This window comes from Enterobacter sp. DN, from assembly GCF_046054285.1.
In the GTDB taxonomy this organism is placed as follows: domain Bacteria; phylum Pseudomonadota; class Gammaproteobacteria; order Enterobacterales; family Enterobacteriaceae; genus Enterobacter; species Enterobacter hormaechei_C.
Genome location: NZ_JBJJTG010000001.1, coordinates 26,316 through 38,406 on the forward strand (window position 1 = coordinate 26,316; position 12,091 = coordinate 38,406).

Sequence of the window (12,091 nt, forward strand, 5' to 3'; positions counted from 1 at the left end):
GATGCCCGCCTGTCACTCAGAAGGTTTCCCAGTTCGCGTCAGCTGTATTCGCGCCTGCCGCTGACGGGCGCAGCAGTACGGGCGTTTTCACGTTTTTAGGGCGAGCCGCCAGCGATGCCTGAGCGTTCAGCCGGAATGCCGCCACGGCCTGACGCAGCTGTTCAGACTGATCTTCCAGCGCTGCCGCCGCCGTTGCCGACTCCTGTACCAGCGCGGCGTTTTGCTGCGTGACGCTGTCCATCTGCGAGACCGCCAGGCTGACCTGCTCTATACCGCGGCTCTGCTCGTCAGACGCCGAGGAAATCTCAGCCATAATATCGGTTACGCGCGTCACGGCCGCGACGATCTCTTTCATGGTCGCACCCGCCTCGCTCACCTGTTCCGAGCCGGTATTCACCCGGCTGACAGAGTTCTCGATAAGCCCTTTGATCTCTTTTGCCGCCTGCGCGCTGCGGCTGGCCAGCGTCCGTACTTCACCTGCCACGACCGCAAAGCCGCGACCTTGTTCCCCGGCACGGGCGGCTTCAACCGCCGCGTTGAGCGCCAGAATGTTGGTCTGGAAGGCAATGCTATCGATAACGCCGGTGATGTGCGCGATTTGCTGAGAACTGTCGGCAATGTCATTCATGGTACGCACCACGTTATCCACCACCTGACCGCCGCGAGCGGCGGTTTCAGACGCATTCTTCGCCAGCAGCGTCGCCTGACGGGCGTTATCCGAGTTCTGTTTCACCGTGGCAGTCAGCTCTTCCATACTGGCGGCGGTCTCTTCCAGCGAGGCTGCCTGCTGCTCGGTTCGCGCGGAAAGGTCGTTACTCCCGGCGGCAATTTCTCCTGCGCCCGTGTAGATAGAATCTGTGCTGCCGCGCACGGCGCTGACGGTGCTCACCAGCGACTGCTGCATCTCGTGCAGACCAGCAGCCAGCTGGCCCATCTCGTTGCGCCCGGTAATCGCGACATTTTGCGTCAGATCGCCGCTCGCGATGGTGCGAATATGGTTCATGATGGCGTTGAGCGGTTTCAGGAGCAGGTGCTGTAAACCCTGCCAGATCACCACCAGCACGGCGATCACAGTCAGGAAGATCGCCGCCAGCGTCCACTGCATCTGGGTAAAGCTGCTCTGATTCTCTTCGGCGGCGGCTTTCAGCAGCACGTTGTTTTCAGCGCGCCAGCGGGTATAGACCGCCTCCATCTCATCCTGCGCCTGCTGGGCGTCCAGGTCGCCATAGGCCTGATAGTTATCGGCGCGCAGATACTCAATGGACAAGCGCATCACCTCGTGCATTTGCTTCCAGGCTTTCTGCATCTCTTCGGTGAGCGCGGCATTCTGGCCCTTCACCTGCGAAATCGCCTGCCAGTTTTTGTAATAGTCTTCGGCTTTGGTCAGCGAACCGTTCGCGGTGCCCAACAGCGTGTTGATTGCTGCGAGAGAGGCCGGATCGCGCTGGTTTTTCAGGTAGCGGATCGCCACGCGGGTGACGGTAACGCGCGTTTTCACCAGCGTGTTCACGCTGTCGCTCAGGCTCTCCTGTTGGGCATTGAGTAACCCGGAGTTCTGAAAGTTGTGACGATCGTTGTTAACGGCAGAGTAGAACAACCCTCCCGTGACAACTTGCAGCAGACAGAATATGGTTAGGGCAAAGATAATACCGGTAATCACGTGCAGATTTTTCAGCATGGCGGTCATCCGTAAGAGAAGAGGCAGGGTTACATCAATACTATCGTCGTAGCGAATTTAAACTTTAATTTTACTATTGCTTAACTAATGGTTTCGTTGCGGAACCTGTTGTAAATCCGGATCATTTTTTATGAGGAAGGTCAGCATGAGCAGCATAGATAAAAGCGGAACGTTCACGCTCGGAACGCGTACGGTTAAACGATTTGGCTATGGCGCGATGCAGCTTGCCGGGCCTGGCGTTTTTGGTCCGCCAAAAGACAAAAATGCGGCGCTGGCGGTGCTGCGTGAAGCGGTGGCGTCGGGTGTGAATCACATTGATACCAGCGATTTTTACGGACCTCATGTGACCAACCAGCTTATCTGCGAGGCGCTTCATCCGTACCGGGACGACCTTACGATTGTGACCAAGATCGGAGCCCGACGCGGCGAGGATGCCTCCTGGCTGCCGGCGTTTTCCGCGCAGGAGCTGACGCAGGCGGTGCATGACAACCTGCGTAACCTGAAGCGGGATGTGCTGGACGTGGTTAACCTGCGGATCATGTTTAGCGCCCACGGACCGGCGGAAGGTTCGATTGCCGCGCCGCTGAGCACCCTTGCGGAGCTGCAACAGCAGGGGCTGGTTCGCCATATTGGGCTGAGCAACGTCACCGCTTCGCAGGTCGCTGAAGCGCAGAAGATGGTTTCCGTGGTGTGCGTACAGAATATGTACAACGTTGTGAATCGCGGTGACGATGCGCTGGTCGATTCGCTGGCGCAGCAGGGGATTGCCTGGGTGCCGTTCTTCCCGCTGGGTGGTTTCACGCCACTGCAATCTTCCGGACTACAGGCGGTGGCGGATTCACTGGGCGCGACGCCGATGCAGGTGGCGCTGGCATGGCTGCTGCAACGCTCGCCAAATATCCTCTTGATCCCGGGAACCTCGTCGGTGGCGCATCTGCGTGAAAACCTGGCGGCAGCCGATCTGGTATTGCCGCCTGAGGCGCTGGAGACGTTAAATTTGCTGGTGGGGTAATCCCGATACCAGCAAAAGCCCGGAGAATTTTTCGGGCTTTTGCTGTTTATGATCCAATCTGACTTCTTTGGCGGTGAAGCGCTAACGCTTCCGCCACGATTTCCTGCTTACTTTTCCGTGTTTCATACGCAGTAATGCGGATGTACTCCATCAGCGCAGGATCGATGCGCGCGCTTAACATCCTGAGTTCGGCCTCCTTTGCGACACCGCGAGCAACACGCTTATCGGGATAATCACGGGCGGGCATAGAAAACGTCCTCCAAAAATTGTCTTGTTAATTTGTGCTGTAAAATATGCGCCAGTCTAAATAGAAAGTCAACGGATAGTGATTATGCAGTGATGCCAAGTTGTCTTTTGTGTATTTATAAGTCATTGGTAAGTGATTTGATAGTGATGTTTTATGACGCGTTAAGCTTGCCCATACGTAAAAATTTACAAAGCAAATAATCTTCATTGCTATAGGGGGTTATAAGCGAAGCGGTTAAGGCGTAGCCAGCCGCTTACGCTGACATGGCTTGATCGATACCTCAGTTAAAACTACTGTATATAAAAACAGTGTGGAGGTATTTATCATGATCTTTTTCAGACCCGCAGAGTTGCGTGAAATCGTTGCTATTCCACTTTTCAGCGACTTAGTACAGTGCGGCTTCCCCAGCCCGGCAGCGGATTATGTAGAGCGGCGTATCGATTTAAACGAGTTATTAGTCGCCCATCCCAGCTCCACTTACTTTGTCAAAGCCGCCGGTGACTCGATGATAGAAGGGGGGATCAATAACGGTGATTTGCTGGTGGTGGACAGTTCCCGCAAGCCTGAGCATGGCGATATCGTGATTGCGGCGGTAGAGGGCGAATTTACCGTGAAGCGCCTCCAGTTGCGTCCCAATATTCAACTCAACCCCATGAACAGCGCCTATTCACCGATTATTGTCGGCAGCGACGATACGCTCGATATCTTTGGTGTAGTGACGTATATCGTGAAATCCGCGAGCTGATCGCGTTTGTGAAGCTTAATTAATAGGCAATAAGTTAATTCTCATCATGCAAAAATCTTAGGTTATCGGGGCTGTCTTGTCGGCAAACCTGATATTCATCGCATAAGCCGGAACTGACTGGTCAAATATTCTGGTATTGGCGAATTACAGAGTGATATCCCATTTTTTTATTTTGTTATGTTCCTGCACTTTAGTGAGTTTTCTTTTCTTCCGACAGAATACATTTTGTCTACATTATAATTTTAATTTATGATTCGCACACGAACAATTGATGTTATGCAGGGTTTTAGCATCGTGGCAGTCAATAAAACCCTGCTGTTATAAAGTAATCAGGAGATTCATTTTTATGTCAGACAATAATCCCCGCCCATCCGGCTGGTTAGGCCCGTGGTGCCTGCTGGTGGGTGTGATACTTCTTGTAACGGGGCTCTTTTTTGCCATCGGCGGTTTTAAACTGGTTTCCCTGGGGGGGAGTTGGTATTTTCTCATCGCCGGGGTTATCACTCTGCTCTCTGCGATTCAGTTCTTCCGCCGCAAGTCCTCTGCCGTGGGGCTGTTTGCCCTGGTGTTTCTTGGCACCCTGATTTGGGCATTTTTCGATGCCGGGCTCGACTTCTGGCCGCTGGTTTCCCGTTTAATGGTACCCGCCGGGCTGATGGTGCTGGCAGCCGCCACCTGGCCTGCATTGCGTAAACGTGAAGGAAAACCGTCCTGCGCAAAAGGGGCCCTGGGGGTCTGCGCGGTCCTTATTATCGCCATGGGCGTCACCTTTGTTCAGATGTTTCAACCCCATCCGACCGTGCCGTTTAGCGGTGAAAAACGCCCGCTGGTGCCGGTAAAAGATGATGCGAAACAGCAGAACTGGGATCACTACGGTAATACGGCTGGCGGTAGTCGCTTTGTGGCGCTGGACCAGATAACCCGTGACAACGTGAAAAACCTGAAACCGGTCTGGACCTACCATACCGGTGACGTACCGGAAAGTCCGGACGGCAATGGCGCAGAAGATCAGCAAACGCCGCTACAGGTTGGCGATCGTGTCTTCCTCTGTACGCCGCATAACAACGTGATCGCCGTGGATGCCGATAGCGGGAAAGAGATCTGGAAAGCGGAAATCAACGCCAAGTCTGCAATCTGGATGCGCTGCCGTGGCCTGGCGTACTTTGATGCCACCAAACCGCTGGCGCAGCCAACGGTAGCCGGCTCCACGCCGGTTCTGCCAGCGCAGGTGGCACCGGGCGCTGCATGCCAGCGCCGTATCCTGATGAACACCATCGACGGTAAGCTGATCGCGTTAGACGCCGATAACGGCAAGTTCTGCCCGGACTTCGGTACTAACGGCAGCGTTAACCTGCATGAAGGGATGGGCGACGCGTCAGATCCCACCTACGTGCTGACGTCGGCCCCGACGCTGGCGGGTACGACGGTTGTCGTTGGCGGCCGCGTTGCGGATAACGTCAGCACCGATATGCCGGGAGGCGTTATACGTGGTTATGACGTGATCACCGGCCAGCTGCGCTGGGCGTTCGACCCGCGTAATCCGGATCCGAACTATGTTCTGAAGCCGGGCGAACACTACAAACGTAGCTCTGCAAACTCCTGGGCCCCTATGTCCTGGGATGCGTCGATGAATACCGTGTTTATCCCGATGGGAAGTTCCTCTGTCGACCTGTGGGGCGCTGACCGTATTCCGGAAGATCATAAATACGCCACCTCAATCCTCGCGCTGGATGCGACTACCGGGAAAGAGAAGTGGGTATACCAGACCGTGCATAACGACCTCTGGGATTTCGATATCCCGATGCAGCCGAGCCTGGTTGATTTCCCGACGAAAGAGGGCAACAAGCCCGCGGTGGTGGTGGGCACCAAAGCGGGGCAAATTTATGTTCTTGATCGCCTGACGGGTAAACCGCTCACTGAAGTGAAAGAGGTTCCGGTAAAACCAGCGGATATTCCACGTGAACAGTACCCGGCAACGCAGCCGCGTTCTGTGGGAATGCCGCAGATTGGCGCGGAAACCCTGAAAGAATCGGATATGTGGGGGGCGACGCCGTTTGACCAGCTGGCCTGTCGTATCAGCTTCAAATCAATGCGTTATGACGGTCTGTACACGATGCCGGGAACCGATATTTCCCTGAGCTTCCCGGGCTCGCTGGGGGGAATGAACTGGGGCAGCTTGTCCACCGATCCGAACAACCAGTACATCTTTGTCAACGACATGCGTCTGGGTCTGTGGGTCCAGCTGATTAAACAAGATCCGCAGAGCGCGGTGGCAAACACAGGCGGTGAAGCCGTGAACGCCGGGATGGGCGCCGTTCCGATGAAAGGAACGCCGTATTCGGTCAACAAAAACCGTTTCATGTCACCACTGGGCATTCCGTGCCAGAAACCACCGTTTGGTTCCCTCTCCGCCATTGACCTGAAAACGCAGAAAATCGTCTGGCAGGTGCCGGTCGGTACCGTTCAGGATACCGGTCCGTTTGGGGTAAAAATGCGTATGCAGATGCCTGTCGGTATGCCGACGCTGGGCGGTACGCTGGCCACGCAGGGCGGTCTGGTCTTCATTGCGGGAACCCAGGATTACTACCTGCGCGCCTTTGATTCTTCTACGGGGGAAGAAGTGTGGAAAGCGCGTCTCCCGGTGGGTAGCCAGGGCGGACCTGTCAGCTATGTATCACCGAAAACCGGCAAACAGTACATTCTGATCTCTGCCGGCGGTGCACGCCAGTCGCCGGATCGTGGTGACTACGTGATTGCCTACGCGCTGGATAAATAACAGCGAAATAAGCAGCCCGGCCCCGTCGTAGTACGGGGCTTTTTTTTGACTAAAAACTACGCACAGGAAGAAAGCGTCGGTTCTGGTCAGCCCGTGAAAAGCACCCGCCAGCGTCGGCGACGGCGAGTCATCTCGCGCCATAGCGCGATTATCTCGTCAGGTTGCAGGGCATCAATAGCCTGCGGCGTTAACACCGGCAAACCATAGCGCTGGCGCAGGGCGGCCACTGCCGTGGCGCTGGCATCCATCGGTGAGCGGATCTGCGTCGCCAGCTGCTGTCGCAACACGCTGAACGCTGCCTCATCGCACGGCGTCAGCTCACGCAAAAATCGTTTGCAGCAACCCAACAGGTTCACGGGAGAACGGTCAGGCGACTGTAACGCCAGCAACAGGCCATCGCGATCGGCAATACGCTGATAACGACAGCTGACCACGTAGCCAATCTGCTGTTCCACGCGCAGGCGCTGGAAAAATTGCGGTTCGCAGCATAACGCCAGCAGCCGCAGCGCGGCGAGCGACGCGCCCGGCGGCAGGGGAATAAACACCAGCAGCGCCGAATCCGCGCTGGCGTGCGGGATGTGTTCGATCCCGCCGGGACAACCGCTTAACGGCAACGGCTTAGCGTTAACCGGCGTCCGGAGCAGGCCAAGCTGCCGGGCTAACCCGTGCGCGTGTCCGGCGCTGCCGCCAACTAACGCCGCCAGCCAGCCGTCCCGTGGCGGATCCGATGCCAGACGTTCAGGCAATTGCTGAAGCAGCTCACGGATGGCAATGCCTTCTGGCGCTGGCGTAATAGCAGGAGCGGGGTGGGAGAGGCGATCGATTATCGCCCCGATGATGGGGCCCGCCGTCACCATGGCGTCAGGAAGCCGCAGGGTGAGCTGCCAGCTACCGTCAACCGTTTGCCACTCGCCGCTGCCGTCGATATGGCGCAGTTCAGCAAGAAGAGGGCGTAACTGTTTGCCCATCGCCACCCCCTGAGACCTGTCCACGCGCGAATAAAAAGGCCTGCGCAGGATCAGCGTCGGCGGTTGTGTCTGCGCCGACAAATGCAGCAGTGGAGCGGCTTCTGACGTCGGGGCTGGCGCAGCATACCTGGCAGTCTGCGGGTAGAAGGAAAACGCGATGGGGCTATCATCTGCAACCGGCTGGCGACGCCAATGGCTAAGCGGCAGGGCAAAACCCTGGCTGGCAATAATTTCAGCGGTTTCCATTTTTTTGCAGGCCAGATACGAGACTGGCGCCGCCAGTAAGTCAGCACAGAAGGCGGAAAAACCTACGGGCGCCGCGCCGGGCGCAAAACCAAATGCCCGCTGGCGCAGCTGCTCCAGCGTCGGCAGGGCGCTGAAACGCTGCTGTGCCAGCCGATAATAATGCCGCTGCTGCTCATCCGTCGTTTGCTGTAGCGCCCGTAGCCAGTGGGTAATATGCGGGTCAATGTCCTCGGGCCGTTCGCTATCAACCGTTAGCGCCAGCCAGCCGTAATCGTCATCCTGATAAAGCCAGTTCAGGGCTACCTCTTCTGCCAGCCCGCGCGCCCGTAGCCCGGCAATCAGGCTTCCGGGGGCGTCGTCCAGTAAAAACTCCCGAAATAAAGTGACGTTGTCACTTTTTCGGATTAACGGACAACGCCACAGTGCGGGTCGCTCCGTTACCGCCAGCTTATAATCTGCTTCAGCGCTAAGACGCAACGGGGGAGCGGTTTCAGGCATGCCTCCTGACGCAAAATCTGACGCAAACGTATGGGCAAGCTCGGCCAGCACATCCAGCGTTTGCGGCCCTTGCAGCCACAATTGCAGGTGTCCGGCCACATAATAGCGACGATGAAAGTCGCGCAACGCGGCTTGCAGCGATACCGGGTCCTGTCCCAGAGAATCCTTGCTACCCACCTGAAAACGGCGAAAAACCGCGGGTTCTTCCATCGCGTGGCGCGCCGCCGCTTCGCGCCTGGCGGAATCATGTTGCTGGATGAGCCGGTTTTCCGCATCAATGACAGCCACTTCGCGCTGTATGTCATGCGGTGAAAGCAGCGGCGCCTGCAACATATCCCGCAGCCGCGCGACGCCGTAGGACAGGTTATCGGCGGCAACGTCGAAGAAAAAAGCGCTATGGCGAGCCAGCGTGGTGGCATTGACGCTGCCGCCCTGGCGCTGGATCCAGGCCATGAGTCGATCATCGCCCTGATAGCGCTGGCTACCGCGGAACAGCAGGTGCTCAAGCAAATGCGCAAGACCGGCGAAGCGCGGTGGTTCGTGATGGCTTCCGGCACTCACGCGCGCCAGCGCCGCCGCGCGTGTCGCCTGCGGCTGATGCACCAGCGTTGCGCGTAAACCGCCTGCCAGTTCCACGATGCGGGTGGTCATTATCGTTACAGTTCCCGGGTTTTATAGATAAGCTGAGAACGGGTACGGTTGCGGAACTGAAGCTGACCGATCTTCATATCACTACAGGCTGCTTCGCGTCGCGCCTCGAGGATTTTATGATGATGCGGCGATTTGCTGCACACCGGATCGGCGTTATCAGCATTCCCGGTGAGCATAAAGGCCTGGCAGCGGCAGCCGCCGAAGTCCTTCTCCTTTTCATCGCAGGAGCGGCACGGCTCTGGCATCCAGTCAAACCCGCGATAGCGGTTGAAGCCGAAAGAGTCATACCAGATGGATTCCAGGCTCTGCTCAAGCACCGACGGGAAATCCACCGGCAGCTGGCGCGCGCTGTGGCAGGGCAGCGCCGTGCCTTCCGGGGTCACGCTGAGGAAAATCGACCCCCAGCCGCCCATACAGCCTTTTGGCCGCTCTTCGTAATAATCGGGGGTGACGAACAGCAGGTTGGTCAGATTGCCGCTGGCGGCCATTTTTTGCCGATATTCGGTAACCACGCGTTCCGCGCGGGCGATCTGTTCCCGCGTCGGCAGAAGCCCCTGACGATTAAGGAACGCCCAACCGTAGAACTGGCAGGTGGCAAGTTCGACATCGTCGGCGTCCAGTTCGATGCACAGCTCGATGATTTTATCGATCTGATCGATATTATGTCGGTGCAGGACGAAATTCAGCACCATCGGGTAATCACGGGCTTTGACCGCTTTGGCCATCGCCAGCTTCTGCTGGAAGGCTTTTTTATTCCCCGCCAGCGCAGCGTTGAGCACTTCATCGCTGGCCTGGAAGCTAATCTGGATATGGTCCAGACCGGCCTCGCTGAACGCGTCGAGTTTGCTTTCCGTCAGGCCAATTCCCGAGGTGATCAGGTTGGTATAAAAACCGAGATCGCGGGCGGCGCGGATCAGCTCCGGCAGATCTTTACGCGTCAACGGTTCGCCGCCGGAAAAACCTATCTGCACGCTGCCCATCGCCCGCGCCTGGCGGAAAACCTCAATCCACTGTTCGGTGGTCAGCTCCTGATCCTGCCGGGCGAAGTCCAGCGGGTTAGAGCAGTAAGGACACTGTAGCGGACAGCGATAGGTCAGCTCCGCCAGCAGCCACAGCGGTGGATTGACGGCGGGTTTATTCTGGCTCACGGAAAATAATCCACTTCTGTTGATAAGCGATTTGCAGGAATTCTACGACGTCGTCATCCACGCCGCCGGCTTCCGGGAACCGTTCGTTGAGTATGGCAATGATGGCCGCCGCGTCGCGTTGGCCATCGACCAGTTCGAGGATCGCGGCCGCGGTCTCATTGAGTTTGGCCATGCCTTCCGGATAGAGGATGACATGGCTGTCCTGAGCGGCTTCCCATTGCAGGCGATAGCCGCGACGAAAGGCGACGATGGAGTTTTTTTGCATGCTTATACCAGTCGGGTTGTGTGCCAGGCCGCTTTGTCGGTGACCGTGTGATAAGGCGGACGCTGTAGCGCGTAGGCCATGGTCATCGCGTCGAGCATCGACCACAGGATATCGAGTTTGAACTGAAGGATCTCCAGCATCCGATTCTGCTTTTCCGCGCTATCGCAGTAACGCTTCGCCAGCTCCAGACCGTGTTCAACGTCGCGGCTGGCCTGGCTGAGGCGGCTGCGGAAATAAAAATAGCCTTCCTCTTTGATCCACGGGTAGTGCTGTGGCCAGCTGTCGAGACGCGACTGATGGATTTGCGGGGCGAACAGTTCGGTGAGCGAGCTGCATGCCGCCTCCTGCCAGTTGGCGCGGCGGGCGAAGTTAACGTAAGCGTCGACGGCGAAACGGACGCCGGGCAACACGTGGCGTTCGCTGATTAAGTCCTCGCGGCTGAGCCCCACGGCTTCGCCCAGCTGTAGCCAGGCTTCGATACCGCCGTCATGACCGTTGCTGCCGTCGTGATCGAGGATCCGCTGCACCCATTTGCGACGCGTGTGCGGATCCGGGCAGTTCGCCATAATTGCCGCGTCTTTCAGCGGGATCGTCGTCTGGTAGTAAAACCGGTTCGCCACCCAGCCCTGGATCTGCTCGCGGCTGGCCTCGCCGTTATGCATCGCGATATGGTACGGATGGTGAATATGATAGTAGGCGCCTTTCGCCCGGAGGGCGTGCTCAAACTCTTGCGGTGAGAGCGTTTCGCGAATGTGCATAGTTAGTCCTGAAGCGTGATGTTCATCCCGTCCCAGCTCACTTCTATTCCCTGCTGCGCAAGGGCGTGACGCTGCGGCGACTGCTCGTTAAGGATCGGGTTGGTGTTATTAATGTGGATCAGAATCTTGCGCTTTGCCGGCAGCGAGGCCAGCAGCGCCATCATGCCGTGTTCATCGCCGAGCGCCAGATGGCCCATGTCGCGGCCGGTATTGCGTCCGACGCCGGTGGCCTGGAGTTCATCGTCCTGCCAGACGGTACCGTCAATCAGCAGACAGTCCGCTTTTTTAAGCCACGGCAGGATGGTGTCATCGGGTTCACCGAGACCCGGTGCGTAGAACAGCGTCTGACCGTTGCGGCGGTTTTCGATAAACAGCGCCACGTTATGCCCCGGCAGCGGGCGGTCGCGCCACGGCGAATAGGGCGGTGCGTTACTGGCGATGGGGACAGCGGTAAACTGCAAATCAGGGCAGGCTTCCACGCTAAAGGCGGTGAGCGGCGCGATCGGGTGATGAATCAGGCCGCCGTTCCAGTGCCGGAGCATGGTAAAAATCGGGAATCCGCTGGAAAGATCTTCATGCACCTCCGGCGTACACCATACCTGATGCGGGCACCCTTCGCGCAGGCTGAGCAGCCCGGTGGTGTGGTCAATCTGGCTATCGGTGAGAATAATGCCGCCAATATGTGTGCCGCGCAGAACCTCTTTCTTATTCAGTTCTGGCGTATGGGCAATCTGCTGGCTGATATCGGGGGAGGCGTTACACAGCACCCACTCTTTGCCGTTATCGCTGACGATGATCGACGACTGGGTGCGAGGGGTCGCCTGAAGGGTACCGTCGCGCAAACCCTGACAGTTGGCGCAGTTACAGTTCCACTGGGGGAAACCACCGCCAGCGGCGGAACCGAGGACTTTTATAAACATGAAGATGGGCCAGGTAGTCGAACAAAAATGCCCGCACGGATGGCGGGCAGAGCGATTAGCGGTTGGAAATGTACAGGGTCACTTCCAGGCCAAGACGTAAATCAATAAAAGCAGGTTTCTTCCACATCGTTTTTTCCTCTTTAAAAATGCAGCACTAACGCCATTGTTTGTGCCAGTTT

At 57.3% G+C, this 12,091-nt stretch carries 11 protein-coding genes; 3 read left to right on the forward strand and 8 right to left on the reverse strand.

Going from position 1 to position 12,091, the window contains the following annotated elements; translation table 11 throughout:
* Positions 1-16: 16 nt before the first annotated feature.
* Positions 17-1,678 carry a methyl-accepting chemotaxis citrate transducer gene (gene tcp, locus ACJTMZ_RS00130; RefSeq protein ID WP_017384568.1) on the reverse strand — a complete coding sequence of 554 codons (1,662 nt, stop codon included), beginning with the start codon at positions 1,676-1,678 and terminating at the stop codon, positions 17-19.
* Positions 1,679-1,823: 145 nt separating this feature from the next.
* Here tcp and ACJTMZ_RS00135 point away from each other — a divergent pair, with 145 nt between their 5' ends.
* Positions 1,824-2,690: an aldo/keto reductase family oxidoreductase gene (locus ACJTMZ_RS00135; protein ID WP_063138805.1), complete on the forward strand. Its 867-nt coding sequence runs from the start codon at positions 1,824-1,826 to the stop codon at positions 2,688-2,690.
* A 46-nt stretch (positions 2,691-2,736) separates the two neighbouring features.
* Here the strand turns inward: ACJTMZ_RS00135 and ACJTMZ_RS00140 are convergent, their stop codons facing one another.
* Positions 2,737-2,937, reverse strand: coding sequence for a hypothetical protein (locus ACJTMZ_RS00140; RefSeq protein WP_003857516.1), 201 nt, complete (start codon positions 2,935-2,937; stop codon positions 2,737-2,739).
* Positions 2,938-3,262: 325 nt separating this feature from the next.
* On the opposite strand from ACJTMZ_RS00140, the gene ACJTMZ_RS00145 reads away from it, so the two are divergent.
* Together ACJTMZ_RS00145 and ACJTMZ_RS00150 are read left to right on the forward strand one after the other, a co-directional pair.
* Positions 3,263-3,682: a translesion error-prone DNA polymerase V autoproteolytic subunit gene (locus tag ACJTMZ_RS00145; protein ID WP_003857514.1), complete on the forward strand. Its 420-nt coding sequence runs from the start codon at positions 3,263-3,265 to the stop codon at positions 3,680-3,682.
* A 346-nt stretch (positions 3,683-4,028) separates the two neighbouring features.
* Positions 4,029-6,458, forward strand: coding sequence for a membrane-bound PQQ-dependent dehydrogenase, glucose/quinate/shikimate family (locus ACJTMZ_RS00150; protein ID WP_252010568.1), 2,430 nt, complete (start codon positions 4,029-4,031; stop codon positions 6,456-6,458).
* Positions 6,459-6,544: 86 nt separating this feature from the next.
* Here ACJTMZ_RS00150 and pqqF read toward each other — a convergent pair whose 3' ends face one another.
* Genes pqqF through pqqA form a run of 6 tightly spaced genes read right to left on the reverse strand, consistent with a single transcriptional unit; the run spans position 6,545 to position 12,039 of the window.
* Complete coding sequence (gene pqqF / locus ACJTMZ_RS00155) at positions 6,545-8,821, reverse strand: pyrroloquinoline quinone biosynthesis protein PqqF (RefSeq protein WP_252010569.1); 2,277 nt, start codon at positions 8,819-8,821, stop codon at positions 6,545-6,547.
* A gap of 5 nt (positions 8,822-8,826) precedes the next feature.
* A complete protein-coding gene (pqqE, locus tag ACJTMZ_RS00160; protein WP_045339631.1) occupies positions 8,827-9,969 on the reverse strand; it encodes a pyrroloquinoline quinone biosynthesis protein PqqE in 1,143 nt (380 codons plus the stop codon).
* Positions 9,956-10,234: a pyrroloquinoline quinone biosynthesis peptide chaperone PqqD gene (pqqD, locus tag ACJTMZ_RS00165; protein WP_003857508.1), complete on the reverse strand. Its 279-nt coding sequence runs from the start codon at positions 10,232-10,234 to the stop codon at positions 9,956-9,958. Before pqqD ends, pqqE begins: the two co-directional genes overlap by 14 nt.
* A 2-nt stretch (positions 10,235-10,236) precedes the next feature.
* A complete protein-coding gene (gene pqqC, locus ACJTMZ_RS00170; protein ID WP_003857506.1) occupies positions 10,237-10,992 on the reverse strand; it encodes a pyrroloquinoline-quinone synthase PqqC in 756 nt (251 codons plus the stop codon).
* Between the two features lie 2 nt (positions 10,993-10,994).
* A complete protein-coding gene (gene pqqB / locus ACJTMZ_RS00175) occupies positions 10,995-11,912 on the reverse strand; it encodes a pyrroloquinoline quinone biosynthesis protein PqqB (protein ID WP_017384563.1) in 918 nt (305 codons plus the stop codon).
* Between the two features lie 55 nt (positions 11,913-11,967).
* The gene (gene pqqA, locus ACJTMZ_RS00180; RefSeq protein ID WP_002905689.1) at positions 11,968-12,039 is read right to left on the reverse strand and encodes a pyrroloquinoline quinone precursor peptide PqqA; all 72 of its coding nucleotides are present in this window, start codon (positions 12,037-12,039) and stop codon (positions 11,968-11,970) included.
* Between the last annotated feature and the right edge of the window lie 52 nt (positions 12,040-12,091).